Source organism: Pseudomonas sp. C1C7 (genome assembly GCF_013359595.1).
Lineage (GTDB): Bacteria > Pseudomonadota > Gammaproteobacteria > Pseudomonadales > Pseudomonadaceae > Aquipseudomonas.
The window spans coordinates 1-23,903 of record NZ_JABFMP010000034.1 but is presented as its reverse complement, the minus strand read 5'-3'; the positions used below and the strand labels follow the sequence as shown (position 1 = coordinate 23,903).

At 59.8% G+C, this 23,903-nt stretch carries 21 protein-coding genes and 1 pseudogene; 14 read left to right on the top strand and 8 right to left on the bottom strand.

All coding sequences use genetic code 11. The annotated features are described in order from the left end of the window. Positions 1 to 103: 103 nt before the first annotated feature. Together HNO86_RS30670 and HNO86_RS30665 are read right to left on the bottom strand one after the other, a co-directional pair. A complete protein-coding gene (locus HNO86_RS30670; RefSeq protein ID WP_372242555.1) occupies positions 104 to 868 on the bottom strand; it encodes a methyl-accepting chemotaxis protein in 765 nt (254 codons plus the stop codon). Positions 869 to 961: 93 nt separating this feature from the next. Continuing rightward, a pseudogene (locus HNO86_RS30665) lies at positions 962 to 1,849 on the bottom strand (cache domain-containing protein); the annotation flags it as partial. 315 nt (positions 1,850 to 2,164) lie between these two features. Here HNO86_RS30665 and HNO86_RS23620 point away from each other — a divergent pair. Beyond that, positions 2,165 to 3,646, top strand: coding sequence for a helicase HerA-like domain-containing protein (locus HNO86_RS23620; protein WP_175379337.1), 1,482 nt, complete (start codon positions 2,165 to 2,167; stop codon positions 3,644 to 3,646). 105 nt (positions 3,647 to 3,751) lie between these two features. Here the strand turns inward: HNO86_RS23620 and HNO86_RS23615 are convergent, their stop codons facing one another. Beyond that, positions 3,752 to 4,207, bottom strand: a complete 456-nt coding sequence (locus HNO86_RS23615; RefSeq protein ID WP_175379336.1) for a DUF721 domain-containing protein — start codon at positions 4,205 to 4,207, stop codon at positions 3,752 to 3,754. A 309-nt stretch (positions 4,208 to 4,516) separates the two neighbouring features. Between HNO86_RS23615 and secA the strand changes: the two genes are divergently transcribed. The 4 genes from secA (at position 4,517) to HNO86_RS23595 (ending at position 10,310) form a co-directional block, all read left to right on the top strand. Continuing rightward, a complete protein-coding gene (gene secA, locus HNO86_RS23610; RefSeq protein ID WP_175379335.1) occupies positions 4,517 to 7,252 on the top strand; it encodes a preprotein translocase subunit SecA in 2,736 nt (911 codons plus the stop codon). Between the two features lie 130 nt (positions 7,253 to 7,382). Then, positions 7,383 to 8,600, top strand: a complete 1,218-nt coding sequence (gene argJ / locus HNO86_RS23605; protein ID WP_175379334.1) for a bifunctional glutamate N-acetyltransferase/amino-acid acetyltransferase ArgJ — start codon at positions 7,383 to 7,385, stop codon at positions 8,598 to 8,600. Between the two features lie 136 nt (positions 8,601 to 8,736). Next, on the top strand, positions 8,737 to 9,369 hold the full coding sequence (locus tag HNO86_RS23600) for a glutathione S-transferase family protein (protein WP_175379333.1): 633 nt from the start codon (positions 8,737 to 8,739) through the stop codon (positions 9,367 to 9,369). Beyond that, positions 9,366 to 10,310: a Nudix family hydrolase gene (locus tag HNO86_RS23595; RefSeq protein ID WP_175379332.1), complete on the top strand. Its 945-nt coding sequence runs from the start codon at positions 9,366 to 9,368 to the stop codon at positions 10,308 to 10,310. Before HNO86_RS23600 ends, HNO86_RS23595 begins: the two co-directional genes overlap by 4 nt. 107 nt (positions 10,311 to 10,417) lie before the next feature. Here HNO86_RS23595 and HNO86_RS23590 read toward each other — a convergent pair whose 3' ends face one another. Genes HNO86_RS23590 through HNO86_RS23580 form a run of 3 tightly spaced genes read right to left on the bottom strand, consistent with a single transcriptional unit; the run spans position 10,418 to position 14,002 of the window. Beyond that, entirely contained in the window at positions 10,418 to 10,999 is a 582-nt protein-coding gene (locus HNO86_RS23590) for a cob(I)yrinic acid a,c-diamide adenosyltransferase (RefSeq protein WP_175379331.1), read from the bottom strand. Between the two features lie 3 nt (positions 11,000 to 11,002). Further along, positions 11,003 to 13,039 carry a HAMP domain-containing sensor histidine kinase gene (locus HNO86_RS23585; protein WP_175379330.1) on the bottom strand — a complete coding sequence of 679 codons (2,037 nt, stop codon included), beginning with the start codon at positions 13,037 to 13,039 and terminating at the stop codon, positions 11,003 to 11,005. 45 nt (positions 13,040 to 13,084) lie between these two features. After that, on the bottom strand, positions 13,085 to 14,002 hold the full coding sequence (locus HNO86_RS23580; RefSeq protein WP_175379329.1) for a putative 2-dehydropantoate 2-reductase: 918 nt from the start codon (positions 14,000 to 14,002) through the stop codon (positions 13,085 to 13,087). A gap of 133 nt (positions 14,003 to 14,135) precedes the next feature. On the opposite strand from HNO86_RS23580, the gene HNO86_RS23575 reads away from it, so the two are divergent. After that, positions 14,136 to 14,621, top strand: a complete 486-nt coding sequence (locus HNO86_RS23575) for a YajQ family cyclic di-GMP-binding protein (protein ID WP_042728748.1) — start codon at positions 14,136 to 14,138, stop codon at positions 14,619 to 14,621. Positions 14,622 to 14,759: 138 nt separating this feature from the next. Next, a complete protein-coding gene (locus tag HNO86_RS23570) occupies positions 14,760 to 15,602 on the top strand; it encodes a mechanosensitive ion channel family protein (protein WP_175379328.1) in 843 nt (280 codons plus the stop codon). A 208-nt stretch (positions 15,603 to 15,810) separates the two neighbouring features. Here HNO86_RS23570 and HNO86_RS23565 read toward each other — a convergent pair whose 3' ends face one another. Continuing rightward, complete coding sequence (locus HNO86_RS23565) at positions 15,811 to 17,109, bottom strand: OprD family porin (RefSeq protein ID WP_175379327.1); 1,299 nt, start codon at positions 17,107 to 17,109, stop codon at positions 15,811 to 15,813. Between the two features lie 883 nt (positions 17,110 to 17,992). Here HNO86_RS23565 and HNO86_RS23560 point away from each other — a divergent pair. Beyond that, on the top strand, positions 17,993 to 18,418 hold the full coding sequence (locus HNO86_RS23560; protein WP_175379378.1) for an HIT domain-containing protein: 426 nt from the start codon (positions 17,993 to 17,995) through the stop codon (positions 18,416 to 18,418). Between the two features lie 3 nt (positions 18,419 to 18,421). Further along, complete coding sequence (locus tag HNO86_RS23555) at positions 18,422 to 18,628, top strand: SlyX family protein (protein WP_175379326.1); 207 nt, start codon at positions 18,422 to 18,424, stop codon at positions 18,626 to 18,628. Positions 18,629 to 18,702: 74 nt separating this feature from the next. Here HNO86_RS23555 and HNO86_RS30480 read toward each other — a convergent pair whose 3' ends face one another. After that, positions 18,703 to 19,305, bottom strand: coding sequence for a cold-shock protein (locus HNO86_RS30480; RefSeq protein WP_175379325.1), 603 nt, complete (start codon positions 19,303 to 19,305; stop codon positions 18,703 to 18,705). 311 nt (positions 19,306 to 19,616) lie between these two features. On the opposite strand from HNO86_RS30480, the gene HNO86_RS23545 reads away from it, so the two are divergent. The 5 genes from HNO86_RS23545 (at position 19,617) to HNO86_RS23525 (ending at position 23,810) form a co-directional block, all read left to right on the top strand. After that, complete coding sequence (locus HNO86_RS23545) at positions 19,617 to 20,087, top strand: Dps family protein (protein ID WP_175379324.1); 471 nt, start codon at positions 19,617 to 19,619, stop codon at positions 20,085 to 20,087. A gap of 264 nt (positions 20,088 to 20,351) precedes the next feature. After that, complete coding sequence (locus HNO86_RS23540; protein ID WP_175379323.1) at positions 20,352 to 20,702, top strand: ribbon-helix-helix domain-containing protein; 351 nt, start codon at positions 20,352 to 20,354, stop codon at positions 20,700 to 20,702. A gap of 122 nt (positions 20,703 to 20,824) precedes the next feature. Further along, the gene (locus HNO86_RS23535) at positions 20,825 to 21,046 is read left to right on the top strand and encodes an FmdB family zinc ribbon protein (RefSeq protein ID WP_110964621.1); all 222 of its coding nucleotides are present in this window, start codon (positions 20,825 to 20,827) and stop codon (positions 21,044 to 21,046) included. 108 nt (positions 21,047 to 21,154) lie between these two features. After that, positions 21,155 to 22,930: an aspartate--tRNA ligase gene (gene aspS, locus HNO86_RS23530; protein WP_175379322.1), complete on the top strand. Its 1,776-nt coding sequence runs from the start codon at positions 21,155 to 21,157 to the stop codon at positions 22,928 to 22,930. 133 nt (positions 22,931 to 23,063) lie between these two features. Then, positions 23,064 to 23,810 (top strand): YebC/PmpR family DNA-binding transcriptional regulator, encoded by a 747-nt coding sequence (locus HNO86_RS23525; protein ID WP_175379321.1) that lies wholly within the window; start codon positions 23,064 to 23,066, stop codon positions 23,808 to 23,810. Positions 23,811 to 23,903 lie beyond the last annotated feature (93 nt).

The following is a 23,903-nucleotide window of genomic DNA, read 5'->3' as shown; positions in this document are numbered from 1 at the left end:
TGTGGGCTGGCTGGGCGGGCCCCTTAGCGGGCAAGCCTCGCTCCTACAGGTTCAGGTGATCCTGTAGGAGCGAGGCTTGCCCGCGAAGAGGCCGGTTCAGGCACTAGATACGGAAACTGCCAACCAGCTGTTTCAACCGCACCGCCTGCTGCTCAAGCTCGGAACACGCCCGCAACGTCGACTGCAGATTCTCCACCCCTTGCTGGTTCAGCGTATTGATCTCGGTGATGTCGACATTGATCGACTCCACCACCGCCGTCTGCTCCTCGGTCGCGGTGGCCACGGACTGGTTCATCCCGTCGATCTCGCCGATGCGCCGGGTCACGCTGCCCAGGCGTTCGCCGGCCAGGTTGGCGATTTCCACGCTGTCCTGACTGTGGCGCTGGCTGTCGTTCATGGTGCTGACCGATTCCCGGGCGCCGACCTGTAACTCCTCGATCATGCTCTGCACCTGCTGCGCCGATTCCTGGGTGCGGTGCGCCAGGTTGCGCACTTCATCGGCGACCACGGCAAACCCGCGCCCGGCTTCACCCGCCCGTGCCGCTTCAATGGCGGCGTTGAGGGCCAACAAGTTGGTTTGCTCGGAAATGCTGGTAATCACGTCGAGAATCTGCCCGATGTTAACGGTCTTGCTGTTGAGCGCTTCGATGTGGGTACTCGAGGCGTCGAGCAAATTCGACAGCTGATCCATCGCGGCAATGCTGCGCTGCACCACCTGTTGCCCGTCTTCGGCCAGATTGCGGGCATCGCTGGCCTGGGTCGAGGCTTGTGCTGCGTTGTGCGCAATTTCCTGGGCCGCGGCGCCGAGTTCATTGATGGCGGCGACAACGCTACTGGTGCGAGAAGCTTGCTGGTCGCAATTCTCCATCGACGAGTTGGAGGCCGCGACCACCCGCAGCGCGACTTCGTTGACGTGCGCGGTGGCCGAAGACACTTCACGGATCGATCCATGAATGCGCTCGACGAACCGGTTGAATGCCTTGCCGAGCAGGCCGAACTCGTCGTTGTTCTGGATGGTCAGGCGCTTGGTCAGGTCGCCTTCACCGTCAGCGATGTCTTCCATGGCCCGGGTCATGACCTGCAGCGGCTGGATCAGGATGCGAATCAACAGGCCCAGCAACGCGATGATGATCCCGGCGGCGATGACCGTGGCCACCACCGCCGAAGCGCGAAACTCGCTGAGCTTGGAGAAGGCCTTATCCTTGTCCACCGACAGGCCGATGTACCAGTTCACCGAAGACAAACCGTCGATCGGGGTGAAGGTGATGATCTGGGTTTTGCCATCGACCTGGATTTCGCTGAAATCGCTGCTGACCCGCGGGGTGTTTTTCGGGTACGCCTCGGCCAGGGACCTGGTGACCAGATCCTTGTCCGGGTGCACCAGGATCTTGCCGTCGGCGCTGACCAGGAAGGCATGACCCATGCCGCCGAAGTCCAGCGCGTTGAGGCTGTCGATGATCATTTGCAGGCTCAGGTCGCCACCGACCACGCCGATGTGCCGGGTCTCATCGAACACGCTCTGGACGATGGAAATCACCAGTTTGCCGGTGGAAATGTCGATGTAGGGCTCGGTCAGTACCGATCCGCTGGAGGTCTGGGCGCTCTTGTACCAGTCCCGTTTGCGAGGGTCGAAGCCCTCCGGCATGTTCGCGTCCGGGCGGATGATGAAAAAGCCATCGCTGTTGCCCATGAACACAGCGACAAACGCCGTGGCCATCGCCTTCTGTTCAAACAGATCGGTGATGTTTGCAAGCGTCGGGTTGAGTGCGATGTTTTGCGCGAGGTTTTCCACCAGCAGGCTGCGACCGTTCAGCCAGGTCTGGATGTTGTTGGCAGTCACGCTGCCCATTTCCTGAAGGTAGTTGTCGAGGTTGTTGCGGATCGCATGGCGCTGCATCCAGTCGTTGTACAACGTGAATGCGGCGAAGGCGAGGGTGACGATGAGGGCGGCGGCAAGCAGGATCTTATGGCTGAAGCGCATATTTTTATTCATGGCTTGGGTTTTCCAATAAGGTCTTAATGCCCTCGGCGTGCTTTATTAAAGGAACGCCGTGGGCGGCGTTGAATCAGGTCGGTGTTTGCGCCGTCGCCTTAGCGCAAGACCAACACTGTTCAATCATGGATATCGGCCGCGATCGATCAAAGATTAATCAAGGTGGGCAAAATGCACGATTCAGCGCAACTCGTTATCGGGGCTGATCCTTCAGGGCAGCCGATTTCCCAGGCCATGCGCCTGGCCAATCGTCACGGTCTGATCGCCGGAGCGACCGGTACCGGCAAGACGGTCACCTTGCAACGATTGGCCGAAGCCTTCAGCGATGCAGGCGTGGCGGTGTTTGCCGCGGATATCAAGGGTGACCTGTGCGGTCTGGGGGCCGCGGGTAATCCACAGGGCAAGGTCGCCGAGCGGATCGCCGGGATGCCCTGGCTGAACCACAAATCGGCGTCATATCCGGTAACGCTTTGGGATATCCACGGCAAATCCGGTCATCCCTTGCGCACGACATTGAGCGAGATGGGACCATTGTTGCTGGGCAGCCTGCTGGAACTCACCGACAGCCAACAATCTGCGTTGTATGCCGCGTTCAAGGTCGCCGATCGCGAAGGCCTGTTGCTGCTGGATCTAAAGGACCTGAAGGCGTTGCTCAATCACCTCAAGGACCATCCGGAACTGCTGGGCGACGACGCGGCGCTGATGACCACCGGTTCCAGTCAGGCCTTGTTGCGGCGCCTGGCGACCCTTGAACAGCAGGGCGCCGAGGCACTGTTCGGCGAGCCGGCGCTGCAACTGGAAGACATTCTGCAACCGACCGCCGACGGGCGAGGGCGCATCCATCTGCTCGATGCCAGTCGTCTGGTGCACGAAGCGCCGAAGGTCTACGCGACCTTCCTGTTGTGGCTGCTGGCCGAATTGTTCGAACAACTGCCGGAGCGCGGCGATGCGGACAAACCGCTGCTGGCGCTGTTTTTCGATGAGGCGCATCTGCTGTTCACCGGCACGCCCAAGGCTTTGCAGGATCGTCTGGAACAGGTGGTGCGGCTGATCCGCTCGAAAGGCGTCGGGGTGTATTTCGTCACCCAGTCGCCGGGTGACTTGCCGGACGATGTGCTGGCTCAGCTCGGTCTGCGTATCCAGCACGGTTTGCGCGCGTTTACCGCGAAGGAGCAGAAATCCCTGCGGGCGGTGGCGGACGGCTTCCGGCCGAACCCGGCATTCGATGCCTTGGCGGTACTGACCGAGCTGGGGATTGGTGAAGCGCTGGTGGGCACCTTGCAGGAAAAGGGCACGCCGGAGATGGTCCAGCGGGTGCTGGTGGCGCCGCCGCAGTCACGGATCGGGCCGCTGAGCGATACCGAGCGCACGATGCTGATCGCGGGTTCGCCGTTCCAGGGGCGTTACGACAAACCGATCGATCGCGAATCGGCCTATGAAGTGCTGATGGGGCGCAAGGGGCTGGCGCCGGAGGCCGAGCCTGAAAAGCCGACAAAGCAGGAGCCAAGCTTCACCGAGCAGGCCGGAGAGTTCCTCGGTACGGCGGCGGGGCAGGCGCTGAAATCGGCGATGCGCCAGGCGGCGAATCAATTGGGCCGGCAGTTGGTGCGGGGATTGATGGGATCATTGCTCGGCGGCAGCAAACGCCGCTAACCCCACCCACCTTGTAGGAGCGAGGGTTGCCCGCGAAGAGGCCCTTGAGGCTGCTAAAAGCTTCGCGGGCAAGCCTCGCTCCTACAGGTATTGTCTGGGCAGGATTCAGGCCTTCGGCCTGGCATGCGCCGCCAACCGCTCCAGCGCCGCGCGCAGATTCGGATCGCTGATGCCCTCGGCCGTCGCCTGAATGGTCGCCGCCGCATCCACGGACAAATCGATGGTATGCCCCGCAGCCCCGCGATGAACGGTGGGCGGCTGGACCTTGAACAGGATTCGCATGAGGCTGGAAAACTCATCGAACATCTGCAACTGGCGTTGCAGGCGTTTTTGCTGGTAGCGCAGGCGGGTGGCCCAGTGACCATCGGTGACGATCAGCAACAGATTGCCATCACGCCACGAGGCCACATGGCAGTGTTCGCGGGCGGCGGGTTGCAGTTGGCTGTCGAGCAGTCTTTGCAGATGGCTCAGGCGTTGGGCGTGACCGAGCATGGCTTTGAGCGGCTTGGCTTCGCGTAGCAGGACGGCGGGTGCTCTGGCCGTGAGAGGGCGAAATGCCATGATCAGACACCTGAAGTAACAGAGCCGCCATGGTAGCAGAAAGCAGCAGATTCGCCCGACCCATTGCTTTGCGCGCGCTTTCCCCATTAAATCAACAGATAACTTCTTCCATTCATGGCTTGAAGTTGACCCATTTGCCCCTATTTTAAATGAGCCCCGTCAAAGCGCTGAGCCAGCATCGTGGAATAACGCCACTTTCCTCACCATCGTTTCCGGGTAGAATGCTCGTTCGCATGCGGCCATGAGGGCTGCACGGGCGACGCTCACGGGGCCGCCCTCCATCCCTTTAGTGTGGAAGATCCTGCCGATATGTTTGCGCCTTTGTTAAAGAAACTTTTTGGAAGCAAGAACGAGCGTGAAGTCAAACGCATGCTCAAGACGGTACAAGTCGTCAATGCCTTCGAAGAGCAAATGGTGGCCCTTTCGGACGATCAATTGCGCGCCAAGACGGAAGAGTTCAAGGCCCGCATCGCCAAAGGGGAAACCCTCGACAAGCTGCTGCCAGAAGCCTTTGCGGTTGCCCGTGAAGCCGGCAAGCGCGTCATGGGTATGCGTCACTTCGATGTCCAGCTGATCGGTGGCATGACCTTGCATGAAGGCAAGATCGCCGAAATGCGTACCGGTGAAGGCAAGACCCTGGTGGGTACCCTGGGCGTTTACCTCAACGCGCTGTCCGGCAAGGGCGTGCACGTTGTGACCGTGAACGACTACCTGGCCCGCCGTGACGCCAACTGGATGCGTCCGCTCTACGAATTCCTCGGCCTGACCGTCGGCGTGGTCACGCCGTTCCAGCCGCCTGAAGAAAAGCGCGCCGCCTACGCCGCCGACATCACCTACGGCACCAACAACGAATTCGGTTTCGATTACCTGCGCGACAACATGGCGTTCAGCATGGAAGAAAAATTCCAGCGTGAACTCAATTTCGCCGTGATCGACGAAGTCGACTCCATCCTCATCGACGAAGCCCGTACTCCGCTGATCATTTCCGGTCAGGCCGAGGACAGCTCCAAGCTGTACATGGAGATCAACAAACTGATCCCGCAGCTGGAACTGCACGTCGAGGAAGTCGAAGGCGAAGTCACCAAGGCCGGTCACTACACCGTCGACGAGAAGACCCGTCAGGTCGAACTCAACGAAGCCGGTCACCAGTTCGTCGAAGAAGCGCTGACCCGCCTGGGCCTGCTGGCTGAAGGCGAAAGCCTGTACTCGGCGCATAACCTGAGCCTGCTGACTCACGTATACGCCGGTCTGCGCGCGCACAAGCTTTTCCATCGCAACATCGAGTACATCGTGCAGGAAGGCCAGGTCGTGCTGGTCGACGAACACACCGGCCGTACCATGCCGGGCCGTCGCCTGTCCGAAGGCCTGCACCAGGCCATCGAAGCCAAGGAACACCTGAACATCCAGGCCGAAAGCCAGACACTGGCCTCGACCACCTTCCAGAACTACTTCCGTCTGTACGAAAAACTGTCCGGCATGACCGGTACGGCCGACACCGAAGCATTCGAATTCCATCAGATCTACGGCCTGCCGGTGCTGGTCATCCCGACCAACAAGCCACTGGCCCGTAAAGACTACAACGACCTGGTGTTCCTGACCGCCGACGAGAAATACGCGGCGATCGTCAACGACATCAAGGAAAGCATGGCCGCCGGCCGTCCGGTACTGGTAGGTACCGCGACCATCGAAACCTCCGAGCACATGTCCAACCTCCTGGTGAAGGAAGGCATCGAGCACAAGGTTCTGAACGCCAAGTTCCACGAAAAGGAAGCCGAGATCATCGCCCAGGCCGGTCGCCCAGGCGCACTGACCATCGCCACCAACATGGCCGGTCGTGGTACCGACATCCTGTTGGGCGGTAACTGGGAAGTGGAAGTGGCTTCCCTGGAGAACCCGACGCCAGAGCAGATCGCACAGATCAAGGCCGACTGGCAGAAGCGTCACCAGCAAGTGCTCGAGTCGGGCGGCTTGCAGGTGATCGCCTCCGAGCGTCACGAATCGCGCCGTATCGACAACCAGCTGCGTGGTCGTGCCGGTCGTCAGGGCGACGCCGGTTCCAGCCGCTTCTACCTGTCCCTGGAAGACAGCCTGATGCGCATCTTCGCCTCTGACCGGGTGAAGAACTTCATGAAGGCCCTGGGCATGCAGCCTGGCGAAGCGATCGAGCACCGCATGGTGACCAACGCCATCGAAAAGGCCCAGCGCAAGGTTGAAGGCCGCAACTTCGACATCCGCAAGCAACTGCTCGAGTTCGACGACGTCAACAACGAACAGCGTAAAGTGATCTATCACATGCGTAACACGTTGCTGGCCGCCGACAACATCGGTGAAACCATTGCCGACTTCCGTCAGGACGTGCTTAACGCTACCGTCAGCGCGCACATTCCGCCGCAATCGCTGCCTGAGCAGTGGGACGTGGCGGGCCTTGAAGCCGCGCTGCAGAGCGATTTCGGCGTGGCATTGCCGATCCAGCAGTGGCTCGACGAAGACGATCACCTGTACGAAGAAACCCTGCGCGACAAGCTGATGCAGGAACTGGTGGCCGCGTACAACGAGAAAGAAGACCAGGCCGGCGCCGAAGCGCTGCGCACCTTCGAGAAGCAAATCGTTCTGCGCGTTCTGGACGACCTGTGGAAAGACCACCTGTCGACCATGGACCACCTGCGTCACGGTATCCACCTGCGTGGTTATGCGCAGAAGAACCCGAAGCAGGAGTACAAGCGCGAGTCGTTCACGCTGTTCTCCGAGCTGCTGGATTCGATCAAGCGCGACTCGATCCGCGTGCTGTCCCACGTTCAGGTCCGCCGCGAAGATCCGGCCGAAGAAGAGGCCCGTCTGCGTCAGGAAGCCGAGGCACTGGCCGCGCGCATGCAGTTCCAGCACGACGAAGCCCCGGGCCTCGAGCAGACCGAGATGCTGGGTGAAGAGGTCGATGTGGCCCTCGCCGCCGCCCCGGTTCGCAATGAGCAGAAGCTGGGCCGCAACGAACTGTGCTACTGCGGTTCGGGCAAGAAGTTCAAGCATTGCCACGGGCAGATCCAGTAAAACCCGTTTGATACCTTGAAATACCCGCGCCGCGACCGGCTTCTGCCGTCGCGGCGTTTTGCCATTCAAACCACCGCCTTCTTGAAAAAAAGAGCGTAGCGGTGCTGACATCATTGTAAGGAGCTCATTCATGGCTGTTGGTCTTGGTCCTTTGCCAACGTTGCACCCGGTTGCCGGTTTTGAACTCGGTATCGCATCGGCCGGCATCAAGCGCCCGGGGCGCAAGGATGTCGTGGTCATGCGCTGTGTCGAAGGCTCGACCGTCGCGGGCGTGTTCACCCTGAACGCTTTCTGTGCAGCGCCTGTGATCCTGGCCAAGCAACGCGTGCAAGGCCCGGTGCGTTACCTGCTGACCAACACCGGCAATGCCAACGCCGGTACCGGTGAGCCGGGCCTGGCCGCCGCCGAGCGCACCTGCGCCAAGCTGGCCGAGCTGACTGGCGTCGATGCCAGCCAGGTGCTGCCGTACTCCACCGGCGTGATCGGTGAGCCGCTGCCGGTCGAGAAGATCGAAGGCGCGCTGCAAGCGGCCCTCGACGACCTGTCGGTCAACAACTGGGAAGCAGCCGCCACCGGCATCATGACCACCGATACCCTGCCGAAGGGCGCGAGCCGTCAGTTCCAGCACGATGGCGTGACCGTCACCGTGACCGGCATCAGCAAGGGCGCGGGCATGATTCGTCCGAACATGGCCACCATGCTCGGCTACATCGCCACCGACGCCAAAGTCTCCCGTGACGTGCTGCAGAACCTGATGCTCGACGGCGCCAACAAGTCGTTCAACCGCATCACCATCGACGGCGACACCTCGACCAACGACTGCTGCATGCTGATCGCCACCGGTCAGGCCGCGCTGCCGGAAATCACCCGTGCCGAAGGCGAACTGTTCGCCAAGCTCAAGCAGGCGGTGTTCGAAGTGTGCATGGAGGTGGCCCAGGCCATCGTTCGCGACGGCGAAGGCGCGACCAAGTTCGTGACCGTTGAAGTCAATGGCGGCGGCAATCACCAGGAATGCCTGGACGTCGGCTACACCGTGGCCCACTCGCCGCTGATCAAGACCGCACTGTTCGCCTCCGACCCGAACTGGGGCCGCATCCTGGCCGCCGTTGGCCGTGCCGGCGTACCGAACCTGGACGTGAGCAAGATCGACGTGTTCCTCGGCGAAGTGTGCATCGCCAGCCGTGGCGCCCGCGCTGCCACCTACACCGAAGCCCAGGGTGCGGCGGTCATGCAGCAGGAGGAAATCACCATCCGTATCGAACTGGGTCGCGGCGATTGCAGCGAAACCATCTGGACGACCGACCTGTCGCACGAGTATGTGAAGATCAACGCCGAGTACCGGACGTAAGATCGCGTCGACCCCATCGCGGGCAAGCCCGCTCCCACAATGGCCTGCATTGACCTTGTGGAGCGAGCCTGCTCGCGATGGCGGTTTGTCAGTCACTGACTAGACTGGCTTGTCCCCCTATATAAAGGTCCCGAACATGAGCCTTCACCTGATCATCGGCGACAAATTGCTTTCCTCCTGGTCGCTGCGCGGCGCCCTGGCTCTCGACCTGACCGGTGCCCCCTATACCGAAGAACTGATCAAACTGAACCAGCCGGACACCCGCGAGCGTCTGCTCAAGCATTCGCCGACCGGCAAGGTCCCGCTGTTGAAGACCGGGCACGGCACCATCGCCGACTCCCTGGCGATTGCCGAATACCTGGCCGAGCAATTCCCCGACAAAAACCTGTGGCCAACAGACACCTCGGCCCGCGCCCAGGCGCGTTCGGCCTGTGCGCAGATGCACAGCGGCTTCTTCGGCATGCGCGGCAACATGCCGTTCGACCTGAGCCATGACGCGCCGCTGACGCCGGTTCCGGCGCAAGTGACGGCGGATGTCGAGCGCATGTCCGCCCTGTGGGCCGAATGTCGCGCCGCGGCCACCGAGACCGGCCCGTACCTGTTCGGTCGCATCTCCTTGGCCGACGTGTTCTTCGCACCGATCGCCGTGCGCCTGCGTACCTATCAGGTCAAGCTGTCGGCGGTGGACGAAGCCTATGTTGAAACCATTTACCAATGGCCAGCCTTCAAGGCCTGGCAGAAGGCCGGACTTGCGGAGATCGAGCGGTGAAACGCGTACACGTAGCAGCCGCCGTCATCCGTGATGGCAGCGGCAAAATCCTCATCGCCCGGCGCGCCGACACCCAGCACCAGGGTGGGCTGTGGGAATTTCCCGGTGGGAAGGTCGAGGCCGATGAATCGGTGGAAACCGCACTGTCTCGTGAGCTGCAGGAAGAGCTGGGCATCGTGGTCAGCGCGGCGCGCCCGCTGATCAAGGTCCATCACGATTACCCGGACAAGCAGGTGTTGCTGGATGTCTGGGAAGTCTCGGCCTTTACCGGCGAGCCCCACGGAGCCGAAGGCCAGCCATTGGCCTGGGTCACGGCGCGGGAGTTGTCGGGATACGAATTCCCCGAGGCGAACCGCCCGATCGTTGCGGCCGCACGCTTGCCCGAGCAGTATCTGATCACCCCGGAAGACCTCGAAGCCCCAGCGTTGCTGCGCGGCATTCAGAAAGCCATCGCGGGCGGGATCAAGTTGATCCAGCTGCGCGCACCGAACGGTTACGACCCGAAATACCGCGATCTGGCGGTTGATGCCGCCGGGCTGTGTGCCGGCAAGGCGCAGCTGATGATCAAGGGGCCGTTCGAATGGCTGGGGGACTTTCCCTCCGCAGGCTGGCACATCACTTCGGCGCAGTTGCGCAAGTACGCGGCTGCGGGTCGACCATTGCCTGCATCGCGCTGGCTGGCCGCTTCCTGCCATAACGCCGAGGAACTGGCGCTGGCTGAAGAGATGGGCGTGGACTTCGTGACCCTGTCGCCGGTGCAACCGACCCTGACCCATCCCGATGCTCAGCCGTTGGGCTGGGAGCAGGCTTCGACCCTGATCGAAGGGTTCAGCAAGCCGGTGTTTCTGTTGGGTGGCGTTGGCCCGGCAGAGATTCAGAAAGCCTGGGCGGCGGGTGCCCAGGGTGTGGCGGGGATTCGGGCGTTCTGGCCTGAGGCTTGATTGGGTGGTGTAGCTGCTGGCCTTATCGCGGGCAAGCCTCGCTCCTACGGGTTGCGCGGATCTGTAGGAGCGAGGCTTGCCCGTGAAGACGTCCTGACAGGCGCCGCCTAAGCCCCAGGCTTGCCCGCCGCCTGCCAAAGAATCTCCGCAACCCCCTGCCGCCGCGCAATCACCCGCGCCACCACAAACAGCAAATCCGACAACCGATTGATATACGCCAGACCCACCCCGGCCAACGGCTCGAGCGCATTCAGATGCTGACAGCGACGCTCCGCGCTACGGGCCAGGCTTCGGCACACATGCGCCTGGGCAATCAGCGCTGAACCACCGGGCAAGATGAAATTCTCCAGCGGCCCCAGCTCTTCATTCCACACATCGATCGCCGCTTCCAGGCGTTCGATTTCCAGCGCATTCAGCGCCTGATATTCGGGCATGGCCAACTCGCCACCCAGGTCGAACAACCGATGCTGGCAGGGCGCCAGGACGTCGATCACCTCCTTGAGCCCTGGATGTTCGACGCTTTGCGCCACCAGCCCGGCCAGCAGCACGCCGACCTGACTGTTCAGTGAATCGACTTCGCCAATGGCTTCGATCCGCGGGTGATCCTTGGGTACGCGGCGGCCATCGCCAAGGCCGGTTTCGCCCTTGTCGCCGGTGCGGGTGTAAATCTTCGACAAGCGAAAGCCCATGGCTTACCTCGAAATCTGGTTGAGTTCTTGAGAGATCACTGGAGTGCCCGTCAGGGGCAGGCGCAGGGTGAAACAGGTGCCCTGGCCCAGGGTGGATTGCACTTCCATCTGCCCTTTGTGGTTGTTGGTGATGATGAAGTACGACACCGACAGGCCAAGGCCTGTGCCCTGGCCGATTTCCTTGGTGGTGAAAAACGGCTCGAAGGTCCGCTTGCGCACGCTTTCGCTCATGCCGATGCCGTTGTCTTCCACCTGAATTTCCGCCCACGGCGGGTTGAGCCGGGTGCGCAGGATGATCCGTCCCGGCTCACGATCGTCTTCACGCAGGTGAATGGCCTGGGCGGCGTTTTTCAGCAGGTTGAGCAGCACCTGTTCCAGCTCGTTGGCGGTGCCGGGCACCGGCCCCAGCGCGGGGTCGAACTGGCGGATGATGGCCTGCCCCTTGAAGTCGAAGCCGATGGCCAGGTCAAAGTCGTTCCCGGCGATCTCCACGGCCTGATCGATCAGCGCCGGCAGGTCGCAAGGGGCCATTTGCCGGGTACTGCGGCGACTGAAGCTGAGCATGTGGGTCACGATCTTCGCCGCCCGGGCGCCGGCCTGTTGAATGCCATCGAGCAGCTGCGGCACCTCCCGCGCCTGCAGGTAATCATTGACCGTGGACAGCTCGATGCCGATCTGTTCGGCCTGTTCGAGGTTCTTCGGCAGTTCCGGGGACAGACGCCGGCGGATGTTCTGCACGTTGTGCAGGATCGCGCCCAGCGGGTTGTTGATCTCGTGGGCCATGCCGGCCGCCAGGCCGCCGACGGAGAGCATTTTCTCCGACTGCACCATCATTTCTTCCAGGGACAGGCGCTGGGTGATGTCGTCGATACGGATAACCACACCCCGTCCCGCGCCACCCATCAGCGGGTAGAAGGTCAGGGCGTAATGCCGGGCGTCGTCGTCCTTGACCCAGGTCACGCGCTCGATCTTGGCCACGGTGTGTTGCTCGACGGTTTGCTTGAGCTGCGGCAGGAAGGGCTTGAGCGGTTCGAAGGCGAGGAAGATCGGCTGGTTCAGGGCCTCGTCCAGGCGCGTGCCGGAAAGGGCGCTGGCCTCCTGGTTCCATTGCGTCACGTAGAGCTGTTCGTCCAGGGCGATCAGCGCCGAAGGCATGGAGTCGATGATGCTGTTGAGGTAGTTCTGGAACCCGGTGAGTTTCTTCTCGATCTTGCTGCGCACCTGGACTTCGAGTTCCAGCTTGCGGTTGGTGTGCCGGGTTTCTTCCGCCAGGCCCTGGGCCTGATCGTAGGCGGCCTGGGAGTCATCCCGGGCACGCTTGAGTTGCTGCTCCCGCGCTTCGATGCGCGAAAGCATGGTGTTGAAGGCTTCGGCGAGGCTGCCGATCTCGTCGTGGTTGCCGCGGGAGGCGCGCAGGGCGTAGTTCTCTTCCCGGGTCACTTGCCGGGAAAGCTCTTCGAGCTGATGGATCGGCCGGGTAATCAGGCGTTTGATCTGCCGCGCGATCACCAGCCACAACAGCACGCTGAAAATCAGGATGCCGAGACTGGCGGTCAGGGTCCCGGTGTAGAACGCCACCGGCAATTCGCTGCTGGCCACCAGCAGCAGGTGCCCGGAAGCGGCGCCCGGGCGGGGCAGGGTGATCACCTGATTGCTGCGAAACTCGGTGGCTTGCCAGGACTCGATATGCCGGTAGCGTTCGGGCAGGTTCAGATGATCGCCATGTTGCAATTGCGCCAGGCGCTCGCCCTTGCCGTCATAAAGGGCGGCGGCGCGCAGGGGCGAGTAGCTGTTGAGTTCATCGAGCAGGCGTTGCGCGCTTTGTGGCGACGCCAGGGCTTCGGAGATCAGGCTCGGGTTGGACACCAGTCGGCCGATGGTTTGCAGGGCCTGGGGCGCCATGCTTTCCTGGGAGATGTAGTAGGCGGCGCTGATAAAGGTCAGATTGGCGACCAGCAGGACAGTGGTCAACAGCACCAACAGGGCGGCCAGCAGTTTCTGGCCGACCGGAAGGTTTTCAAGGCGCTGGCGCAATGGCATCAGGTTTATCGCTGCAAAGGAACAAGTGGCCAGCGTAGCCGCTGCTCAGTCGCTGGGCAATCCAAGGCTGTGCAGGCGAGCGATCAGCCTGGACTCAAGCTGATTGAGGTGCGGCAGGTTCAATTGGTGGCGCGTGGCGACTTTGCAGGCATGACCCAGCAGATAGCTGATTTCTGTGCGCCGCCCGTTACTGACGTCCTGATGCATCGATGAGAAGTTGGCGGCGGTGGCGTGGATCACCCGCTCGACTTCCTGTTGCAGGTTCTCGGCGGCGGCAGGCTGGCCGCAACGTTCGAGCAGCTCGGTCAGTTCGCCGCAGAGGGTGGCGACCTCGCAATGATGTTCCTGCAAACCGCCGTTGCGGCAGTCGTGCAGGACCGTCAACGGGTTGATCGCGCAGTTGAGCGCCAGTTTGCGCCACAGTCGGGTGAGGATTTCGGTGCTCCATTCATGGGGGATACCGGCGTCCGTCAGATCGTCCAGCCAGATCGGCGCGACGGGATGACCGGCATCTCCCAGCCAGGTGAATCCATGGCCGGCGAACACCACCCGCCAGTCACCATCGCGGAAGGCGCCTTCGGTGCTGGAGGCATAGATGCAGCGCGCCTGGGGAACCTGCGCCGCCACCGCATCCTGGCTGCCCAGGCCGTTCTGCAGCAGAATCACCTCCGCACCGGGCGCCAGGCGTTGCGCCAGTTGCGCCACGGCAGGTTCGGCGTCGTAGGCCTTGCAGGCGACCAGCAGGCGCTGGATGGGCTCTTGGCTATCCGCCGTTTCAGCCGGGACCGGGTAACACTGTTCCTTGCCGTGTTCGACCAGGGTCAGGCCGCCGGCCGCTTCATAAGCCTGCAAACGGCCGGCGTCGCGCAGGATCAGGCGTACCGGCACTCCGGCCCGAGCCAGACGCGTGGCCCACAACGTGCCGAGACTGCCGGCGCCCAGGACATGCCAGGTGGTGGCCATCAGCTTTTTGCTCTGTTTATCGCGCGCATTGACAGCTCGCAGTGAATGATGGGAAAGACCCGTTATAATCAGCGCGGATTTTTATCGCAAGCCAGGCGTGCCTCATGCGTGCGCCTTTATTTGGAGAGATTACATGCCGTCGTTCGACGTGGTATCCGAACTGGACAAACACGAAGTCACCAATGCGGTCGAGAACGCCGTCAAGGAACTCGATCGCCGCTATGACCTGAAAGGCAAGGGCAGCTTCGAGTTCAAGGAAAAGGACCTGACCGTCAACCTGACCGCCGAAGCGGATTTTCAGCTTGAAGCGATGATTGAGATCCTCAAGCTGGCGCTGGTCAAGCGCAAGATCGACGTGCAGTGCCTCGAGGTCAAGGACGCGTTCGCCTCGGGCAAGCTGATGAAGCAGGAAGCCGTCCTCAAGGAAGGCATCGACAAGGAGCTGGCGAAGAAGATCGTCGCTCACATCAAGGACGCCAAACTCAAGGTCCAGGCCGCCATTCAGGGCGAGCAGGTCCGTGTGACCGGCAAGAAGCGCGATGACCTGCAGGAAGCGATCGCTGCACTGCGTGGCAAGGAATTCGGCATGCCGCTGCAGTTCAACAACTTCCGCGACTGACCTGCAAATCGGGAACCTCTCGGCGTTTTTGGCGTCCGAGCCCCAAGTAACGGTAGAAACGATTGAACCTGAACGGGTTCGGTTTTTTCTGCCGTTTATTTTTCGTGTGCCGGGTACCCGGAAATCAGGAGAACAAACATGGATTTGAATGCTGAGGTAGACAACCTGGTCAAGGTGTCCCAAGCCTGGATTCCGATGATCATGGAATACAGTAGCCGCGTATTGCTGGCGGTGATTACCCTGGCGATCGGCTGGTGGCTGATCAACAAGGTCACTCGCAAGCTCGGCAGCCTGATTGCACTGCGCAATGCCGATCAGGCCCTGCAAGGATTCATCAGTACGCTGGCGAACATCGTTCTGAAAGTGCTGCTCATCGTCAGCGTGGCATCGATGATCGGTGTGGAAACCACCTCGTTCGTGGCGGCCATCGGTGCGGCGGGTCTGGCCATCGGTCTGGCCTTGCAGGGCAGCCTGGCGAACTTCGCCGGCGGCGTGCTGATTCTGCTGTTCCGTCCGTTCCGGATTGGTGACTGGATCGAAGCCCAGGGTGTGGCCGGTACTGTCGACAGCATCCAGATCTTCCATACCGTGCTGCGCACGGGTGACAACAAGACCATCATCGTGCCGAACGGTAATCTGTCGAACGGCATTATCACCAATACCAATCGCCAGCCGACTCGAAAAGTCGTGTTTGATGTAGGCGTCGATTACGAAGCGGATTTGCAGAAGGCCTGCAAAGTCTTGCTCGACATGGCCAAAGATCCGCGGGTATTGGCCGATCCGGCACCGCAAGCAGTGGTTTCGACGCTGGGTGATAGTTCGATCACTGTTTCCCTGCGTGTCTGGGTGAAAACAGCGGATTATTGGGACGTGATGTTCATGTTTAACGAGCAGTCCCGGGATCATTTGAAAACAGCCGGTATCGACATTCCATTTCCTCAGCGCGTAGTTCGCGTGGTTCAGGAAGCGGCAGTGCAGTAAATGTGTTTTGCTTGTTACTGAATAAGCCCGGGAGATTAAAAATCTCCCGGGCTTTTTTGTGACTATTGATCAGGTCATTTAAAAAAGTATTAACGTCATGCGCCGAAGTTGTTTGCTGCTGTATTGGGCGTATGGCAGGCATAAAAAAACGCCCACCTGAAGAGGTGGGCGTTTTTTGATCAACAGTACTTCCGGTAGTGCACCTGGATTACAGGATGCTCAGTGGGTACTCGACAATCAGGCGGACGTCGTTGTTGTCTGCAGTGTAGTCAGCGTTGTACGCACCGTTTGCACGGTAAACTGCGCTACGCAGGCGGAACGACAGATCCTTGGCTGGACCTTCTTGCAATACGTACTTGGTTTCGAAGTTGAACTCGTGTTCCTTACCTTCGGTACCCTCGGTCGTTTCGATGTTGTCACCGTATACGTAACGAGTCATGAAGCTCAGGCCTGGCACACCGTAGGTAGCCATGTTCAGATCGTAGCGAGCCTGCCAGGATTTCTCTTCGCGACCGATGAAGTCGGAGATCTGGATGGAGTTGGATACGAAAATCGCACTACCACCGTCTACACCGTACAGGTAGTTGGTGTCGCCGGACGAGCGCTGGAACGCGAGGGTGAATTTGTGAGCGCCCAGGCTGTAGGCCGCTGCAAGGCTCCACAGTTTGTTATCCAGTTCGCCATACAGTGCTTCACCCTGATCTTTGGTGCGGTAGGCGTTCAAGTCAAAGTTCAGCGATTGATCGTCAGTGATCGGAAGTGTGTAGTTGGCGTTGATGTATTGCTTCTTGAAGTAATCATCAACGTCGGACGCAGCGACACCAGCAACGAAATTGTCGGTGAACTGATAGGTCGCGCCAGCGATGTTGGCACTGGTCAGGCCCGGAGTATGCTTACCGTTAATGGTGTCTTTGCCCATGCCGGTTTGCGAGCTCAGTGCGGTAAAACGACCGGCGCTGAGTTCCAGGCCTTTGATTTCTTTACTGGTGAGCAAGGTACCTTCAGCAACTTCTGGCAGCAGACGGCTGTCGTCGGTAGCGAAAACCGGGCTGGCAACGAATTGACGGCCGTATTTCAGAGTGGTGTCGGAGAGGCGGAATTTGACGGCTGCACCGCCTTTGCCCTGGCTTTTTTCCGGGTTGCCGTCGCTGTCAGTAGCAAACAGGCCGTTACCGGCACGACCCGAGCCGCCATCCAGTTTGGCGGTGCCCATTACCATTGCATCGAGGCCGACGCCGATGGTGCCCTGAGTGAAGCCCGATTCGTAGGTCAGCAGTTGGCTGATACCGGTATCTTGACGGTAGCCGCTTTTGAAACCGCCATTGCCATCAGGAATGTTACCGGCGCCATTACGGAAGTCGCGGTTCATGTACTCAAGACGGGTTTTCAGTTTCAGGCTCGAATCTTCGATGAAACCCTTGGACTCATCCTGGGAAGACGCTACTGCGAACTGCGAGGTACCAGCTGCAACAGCCAGTGCGATCATGCTCCACTTCATCACGCGCATCGTGATTTGCTCCTTTGGTTTTTAGAAGAGTATTGCCGTCCCACCTGTTTTATTATCTGGGCGGCTCTTTCTTTTTGTGTCGGCGCAAACTTATATCACGTCGACCAATGTTGGCGATACTTGCGCATCTAACCTTTCAGCTTCTTTACGACCCTGTCGCTAACAGCTTGCTAGATGTCGCAAATTTACAGCCCCGATGCAACCGGACTGACAACTTTAGTGTTGTTTTTCTGGACTGGCGCATCGGTAAAAAGAGTCCCTGGTGAAACGTTTGTATCTCCATCGGGCTACCCTGCCACTGTTTTATTTAGTCCTGAGGCTTCCACTTCCCGTGGGCCTTATAGACGATGTGGGTGTGAATGCAACAAGCGTGCACAAATCGCTGTGTCGCCCATATTTTTTTCAAAAAGTCTGACTGATACCGTAAAAACCCCATGAAACCGGGGGGCACATCGTGCTTGCGCTGGGGGTTGACGCCTTTCTCGACATGGTGTTGAACATCGTGTTACCGCCCCGTGACAACCAAAAATGTTACCGGTTCACCCCGCCAGTGAGTAATTGGCGGATGCTCGAAGCAGTCAGCGTAGACGCACTGTCCGGTTTTGGTGCAAAAAATTTTAATTGCTGTACTGAATTCACACAGTCGGTTGGCTCCTGAGGCGTGAACGAACCCTTGCCCGGCGGTCATTCCAGCATTTTTTCTGCTGGCTGTGGTTCTGTAATGGTGCGTTTTGGCGCCTGGTGTCACATCTCGGAGCGAGGTTGGCGCGATCACCGTGAAGACGACTGCATTCACAGGTATGCTGCCGTCCTGTCGCTTGGTGCTCGATCCGTGGTGGATGGGCGCTAAGCTGAAATTGATGACCCGGCGGGAGTGCGCGCAGTGTTCGCTTTAGATCCACGACTTCAACAAGACACCTTGCCGATCGGTGATTTCCCGCTGTGTCGGCTACTGCTGTCCAACGATTCGAACTATCCCTGGTTCATCCTGGTACCTCGTCGTGACGATATCAGCGAGATATTTCAGTTGGGTGTCGCAGATCAACAGATGCTCTGGCAGGAGACCACCTTGCTGGCGGAGCTGCTCAAAAAGGCATTCACGGCGGACAAGATGAACATTGGCGCCCTAGGTAACGTGGTCAGCCAGTTGCACATGCATGTGATCGTGCGCATGCGTGAAGACGCTGCGTGGCCGGCTCCGGTCTGGGGCAAGCATCCGGCTGTTCCCTACAGCGCCGATCAGGTGGCCGCGCTTCGCGAGCAGCTGCGGGCCGTGTTACCTGAAGATTTCAAGTTTGTGCAGGAGTGAGCCATGAGCCTGGAAGATCGCGTTACCGATCTTGAAAGTCAGCTGGCGTTTCAGGATGACACCATCCAGGCCTTGAATGATGTGCTGGCAGCGCAGCAGCGTGAGGTTGAGCGTCTGCAGTTGCAAATGGCGGCATTGCTCAAGCGCCAGGAGGAAATGGCCGGTCGGTTCGAGTCGTTCGAGGACGAGGCACCGCCACCGCATTACTGATCGTCATTAAAACCGTCAGGCAATAAAAAACCGCGAACAGCACAACTGCCCGCGGTTTTTTTTATGCCTTCGAATCAGCGTCGCGGCAGAGCGGCGATCACATCTTCGGCTTGCAGGCCCTTGTCACGATTCATGACGGAGAACTCTACACGCTGGCCTTCGACCAGGACACGGTGGCCTTCGCCGCGAATGGCCCGGAAGTGCACGAAAATATCGTCGCCGGAATCGCGGGAAATGAAGCCGAAGCCCTTGGAGGTGTTGAACCACTTGACGGTGCCGGTATCGCGGTTGCTCATGTCATAGGTGGTTGGAGCAGCGGCCGGTGACGATTTATAGAAGCTGATGGCCAGATGCAGAACCACGGCGATGAAGGCCGCGATCAGGCTGAACAGTACAGTGGGCTGGCCGGCAATGACGGGCATTGGCGCGATCAGCGTGAGGGTTTGCAGAACGACAGCCAGCATCAGCAGGGCGCTGACCAGGTTTTGCAGGTGATGACGCGCACCCTTGTTCCAGTTGGGAATCACTGGGGCAAGGACAAGGTTGAGCAGGCCGAACAGAGCCAGGTACAACGCGTCGGGTTGTTGCAGATAAGGAACAGCTTCGGTTCGCAGGCTGGGTATGAAGGACAACAGCAAGGCTGCCGTGCCCAATAGCAGGTGGACGATTTTCAACATTTTTATTGACTCACGTTAAGACGGATCACAAGGAAGAGCTGACGGGGGACGGTTCGCTTCGAAATGAACAAGAAGAGGCGGTGGGCACGTTTCCGTCATCAGCCTATGCGCAGTGCCCGGAAAATAAGGGCGCCAGCGACACGGCATCTATTTAACAGCAAAGCTTGTGGCTACTCAAATCAAGGAGTCCAGCGGTGCATTGCAGGCGTTTGCAGCAGGGCAGGTCACGTCCAAAGCTGCGATGCCGTGACAGGCTTGCTAGAGTGGTCCTGCACCTGTCGGATGAAATTCATCACCTTTAGGGGAAAAGCATGGCAATCGATATCGGAATCAGTGAAGAGGACCGCAAGTCCATCGTCGATGGTCTTTCGCGGCTGCTGTCGGACACTTATGTACTTTATTTGAAGACCCACAACTTCCATTGGAACGTGACCGGGCCCATGTTTCGCACGCTGCACCTGATGTTCGAAGAGCAATACAACGAACTGGCGCTGGCGGTCGACTCCATCGCCGAGCGTATTCGCGCCCTCGGTTTTCCCGCGCCAGGCGCCTACTCGATCTATGCGCGGCTGTCCTCCATTAAAGAAGAGGAGGGTGTGCCCAGCGCTGAAGAAATGATCAGGCAACTGGTGGCGGGGCAGGAAGCGGTCACGCGCACCGCCCGCGGGATCTTCCCCTTGCTGGACAAAGTCAGCGACGAGCCAACCGCCGACCTGTTGACCCAGCGCATGCAGGTTCACGAAAAAACCGCCTGGATGTTGCGCGCCTTGCTCGATCAGTAACACTTGCACACGCGCGGACGGACTGTTCGCGCGTTGCACTTCTCATCAAAGCTTTTCCGTCGAAAAGTACCTGCTGTTTGAGTGAAATTTCGCCTGTCAGACCAGGAAAAGGTCAGGCGTAGGACGCACTCCATGATCTGCCTGCCGTTGTTGGCTTCTCCTACAGGGAAGGGAAAAAAGTCGTCTGGATATAACTTTGTCCTCGCGGTTCCATGAGCGCACAAGCGCTACGCAAACCAGGGATGGCAAAGGAGTGTCAACGCAATGGTTCATGGAGAGAGGAGAAGTGAGAGAAGGGTGGGGGCGTCCAAGGGTATCAAGGTCGATCCATTTGTCAGCGAGTTCGATATGGGGCTGGCTCAACCCTTGTCCCGGTCGGTGCGGCTCAATGGCTTCGCCACCTGTTTGCGGCTTGAACAGGTGTACTGGGATATCTTGAGCGATATGGCCAAGGTCAACAGCTGTTCGGTCAGCGCGTTGTTGTCTCACCTTGATCGTGAGGTCCATTTGCGCCATGGCGGCGTGAAGAACTTCAGCGGTCTGGTGCGGGTGATCTGTGTTGTACACAGTCTCAAAGAAGCGGGATGCGCCTCCAGGGTCGAGTCCCGGCCATGAAAGCGCAGCATGTCGATCTGTGCAGTCTTACGGCTGCACAGGCCGCATTTAATGGATATAATCTCGCCCTTTGCCGCAATACCCAGCGTGCGCGGTAGCAATCTGATCGCCGAGACAACCCCATGCCGATGTACGATTACCAATGTGCTTCCTGTGGTCATCAGTTGGAAGCCATTCAAAAGATCAGCGCGCCGCCGCTGGTAGACTGCCCTGCATGTCAGGCGCCAGAGCTCAAGAAGATGTTGTCGATGCCGGGTTTCCGTCTCAGCGGCAATGGCTGGTACGAGACCGATTTCAAGACCGGTTCGAAGAAGAATCTGGCCGGCGGCGATAAAGCTGACTAGGGTTTTGCCCTGAACTGAATCACACACGCGAGCGCTTGCACCATCGGTCAGCCGATATGCGCAAGGTCTCCAACCGAATTTCGAATTACGAGAAGTGAAACCACGACCATGATGCGCAGCCATTATTGCGGCCAACTGAACGAAAGCCTGGACGGCCAGGAAATTACCCTTTGCGGATGGGTTCACCGTCGCCGTGACCACGGTGGGGTGATTTTCCTCGATATCCGTGATCGTGACGGTCTGGCCCAGGTGGTGTTCGACCCGGACCGCGCTGAAACCTTCGCCGCTGCCGACCGCGTGCGCAGCGAGTACGTCGTGAAAATCACCGGCAAGGTGCGTCTGCGTCCTGCTGGCGCTACCAACCCGAACATGGCCTCGGGCATGATCGAAGTGCTGGGCTACGAACTGGAAGTGCTGAACGAAGCGGAAACCCCGCCGTTCCCGCTGAACGAGTTCTCCGATGTGGGTGAAGAAACCCGCCTGCGCTACCGCTTCCTCGACCTGCGTCGTCCGGAAATGGCCGAGAAGCTGCGTCTGCGTTCGCGCATGACCACCAGCATTCGTCGCTACCTGGACGAAAACGGCTTCCTCGACGTCGAAACCCCGATCCTGACCCGTGCTACCCCGGAAGGCGCCCGTGACTATCTGGTGCCGAGCCGTACCCACGCCGGTTCTTTCTTCGCCCTGCCGCAATCGCCACAGCTGTTCAAGCAACTGCTGATGGTCGCCGGCTTCGACCGTTACTACCAGATCGCCAAGTGCTTCCGCGACGAAGACCTGCGTGCCGACCGTCAGCCTGAGTTCACTCAGATCGACATCGAGACCAGCTTCCTCGACGAAAAAGACATCATGGGCCTGACCGAAGGCATGATCCGCAACCTGTTCAAGGAAGTGCTGGGTCTGGAATTCGGCGAATTCCCGCACATGACTTTCGAAGAAGCCATGCGTCGCTACGGCTCCGACAAGCCGGACCTGCGTAACCCGCTGGAGCTGGTAGACGTTGCCGACCAACTGAAAGAAGTTGAATTCAAGGTCTTCAGCGGCCCGGCCAACGATCCGAAATGCCGTGTTACCGCACTGCGCGTACCGGGCGGGGCGAGCATGCCGCGCAGCAAGATCGACGACTACACCAAGTTCGTCGGCATCTACGGTGCCAAGGGCCTGGCGTACATCAAGGTCAACGAGCGCGCCAAAGGCGTCGAAGGCCTGCAGTCGCCAATCGTCAAGAACATCCCTGAAGCCAACCTCAATGTGATCCTTGATCGCGTTGGCGCGGTTGACGGAGACATCGTGTTCTTCGGTGCCGACAAGTTCAAGATCGTCAGCGAAGCCCTGGGCGCGCTGCGGATCAAGCTGGGTCACGACTTCAACCTGCTGACCTGCGAGTGGGCGCCAATGTGGGTCGTCGACTTCCCGATGTTCGAAGAGAACGACGACGGCAGCTTCAGCGCCCTGCACCACCCGTTCACCGCGCCGAAGTGCACTCCGGCCGAGCTGGAGGCCAACCCGGCCACCGCTCTGTCCCGCGCCTACGACATGGTGCTGAACGGCACCGAGCTGGGTGGTGGTTCGATCCGTATCCACCGCAAGGAAATGCAGCAGGCCGTGTTCCGTCTGCTGGGCATCGAAGAGGCTGAACAGGAAGAGAAGTTCGGCTTCCTGCTCGACGCCCTGAAGTTCGGCGCGCCTCCGCACGGTGGTCTGGCCTTCGGTCTGGACCGTCTGGTGATGCTGATGACCGGCGCCCAGTCGATCCGTGAAGTGATCGCCTTCCCGAAAACCCAGAGCGCGGCAGACGTCATGACTCAGGCACCGGGCCAGGTAGATGCCAAGGCCCTGCGCGAATTGCACATTCGTTTGCGCGAAACGCCTAAAGCCGAGTAAGGCTGTCTGAAGGGCGCATCTTCGGATGCGCCTTTTTTTATACGCCTTCTGTTAAGAAGCAAGATCGTTTTTTTGTTTGCCGGCCAGCCCAAGGGGCGGCGGGCAATGTTCCAAAGAGAATTCGGAGCGAGTTATGGCAGGTCATTCCAAGTGGGCGAACATCAAGCACCGCAAAGAACGTCAGGATGCCAAGAGAGGCAAGATCTTCACCAAGTGGATTCGTGAGCTGACCGTCGCAGCCCGTCAGGGTGGCGGCGATCCGGGCTCCAACCCGCGTCTGCGCCTGGCCCTGGACAAGGCCCTGGGTGCGAACATGAGCCGCGACATCATCGATCGTGCCATCGCCCGTGGTACCGGCGCCGCCGATACCGACGATGTGGTCGAGCTCACCTACGAAGGTTACGGCCCGGGCGGCGTGGCGGTGATGGTCGAGTGCATGACCGACAACCGCAACCGTACCGCGGCGGCCGTGCGTCATGCGTTCAGCAAGTGCGGCGGCAACCTGGGTACTGACGGCTCTGTTGCTTACCTGTTCGAGCGCAAGGGGCAGATTTCCTTCGCCGCCGGCGTGGATGAAGATGCGTTGATGGAAGCGGCGATGGAAGCCGATGCCGATGACGTGGTCACCAACGAAGACGGCTCTGTCGATGTCTTCACCTCGTTCGCCGGCTTCTATGCGGTGCGTAACGCGCTGGAAGCAGCGGGTTTCAAGGGTGATGACGCGGAAATCGTCATGCTGCCGACCACCAGCGCCGAGCTGGATCTGGAAGGCGCCGAGAAAGTCCTCAAGCTGATCGACATGCTCGAAGACCTCGATGACGTGCAGAACGTCTACTCCAACGCGGATATTCCGGAGTCGGTCGCCGCGCAGCTCGGCTAAGGCAGTCCGATCCCCTGTGGGAGCGGGCTTGCTCGCGAAGGCGGTGTGTCAGTCCAATCTCGGTAACTGACACACCGCCTTCGCGAGCAAGCC

Bases quoted from the DNA above. Each gene is read 5' to 3' on its own strand.
- secA (WP_175379335.1), top strand. From the start codon at position 4,517: ATGTTTGCGCCTTTGTTAAAGAAACTTTTTGGAAGCAAGAACGAGCGT.
- aspS (WP_175379322.1), top strand. From the start codon at position 21,155: ATGATGCGCAGCCATTATTGCGGCCAACTGAACGAAAGCCTGGACGGC.
- HNO86_RS23540 (WP_175379323.1), top strand. From the start codon at position 20,352: ATGGTTCATGGAGAGAGGAGAAGTGAGAGAAGGGTGGGGGCGTCCAAG.
- HNO86_RS23575 (WP_042728748.1), top strand. From the start codon at position 14,136: ATGCCGTCGTTCGACGTGGTATCCGAACTGGACAAACACGAAGTCACC.
- HNO86_RS30670 (WP_372242555.1), bottom strand. From the start codon at position 868: ATGGAGAATTGCGACCAGCAAGCTTCTCGCACCAGTAGCGTTGTCGCC.
- HNO86_RS23525 (WP_175379321.1), top strand. From the start codon at position 23,064: ATGGCAGGTCATTCCAAGTGGGCGAACATCAAGCACCGCAAAGAACGT.
- HNO86_RS23565 (WP_175379327.1), bottom strand. From the start codon at position 17,109: ATGCGCGTGATGAAGTGGAGCATGATCGCACTGGCTGTTGCAGCTGGT.
- HNO86_RS23620 (WP_175379337.1), top strand. From the start codon at position 2,165: ATGCACGATTCAGCGCAACTCGTTATCGGGGCTGATCCTTCAGGGCAG.
- HNO86_RS23585 (WP_175379330.1), bottom strand. From the start codon at position 13,039: ATGCCATTGCGCCAGCGCCTTGAAAACCTTCCGGTCGGCCAGAAACTG.
- argJ (WP_175379334.1), top strand. From the start codon at position 7,383: ATGGCTGTTGGTCTTGGTCCTTTGCCAACGTTGCACCCGGTTGCCGGT.
- HNO86_RS23600 (WP_175379333.1), top strand. From the start codon at position 8,737: ATGAGCCTTCACCTGATCATCGGCGACAAATTGCTTTCCTCCTGGTCG.
- HNO86_RS23580 (WP_175379329.1), bottom strand. From the start codon at position 14,002: ATGGCCACCACCTGGCATGTCCTGGGCGCCGGCAGTCTCGGCACGTTG.
- HNO86_RS30480 (WP_175379325.1), bottom strand. From the start codon at position 19,305: ATGTTGAAAATCGTCCACCTGCTATTGGGCACGGCAGCCTTGCTGTTG.
- HNO86_RS23545 (WP_175379324.1), top strand. From the start codon at position 19,617: ATGGCAATCGATATCGGAATCAGTGAAGAGGACCGCAAGTCCATCGTC.
- HNO86_RS23555 (WP_175379326.1), top strand. From the start codon at position 18,422: ATGAGCCTGGAAGATCGCGTTACCGATCTTGAAAGTCAGCTGGCGTTT.
- HNO86_RS23570 (WP_175379328.1), top strand. From the start codon at position 14,760: ATGGATTTGAATGCTGAGGTAGACAACCTGGTCAAGGTGTCCCAAGCC.
- HNO86_RS23535 (WP_110964621.1), top strand. From the start codon at position 20,825: ATGCCGATGTACGATTACCAATGTGCTTCCTGTGGTCATCAGTTGGAA.
- HNO86_RS23590 (WP_175379331.1), bottom strand. From the start codon at position 10,999: ATGGGCTTTCGCTTGTCGAAGATTTACACCCGCACCGGCGACAAGGGC.
- HNO86_RS23615 (WP_175379336.1), bottom strand. From the start codon at position 4,207: ATGGCATTTCGCCCTCTCACGGCCAGAGCACCCGCCGTCCTGCTACGC.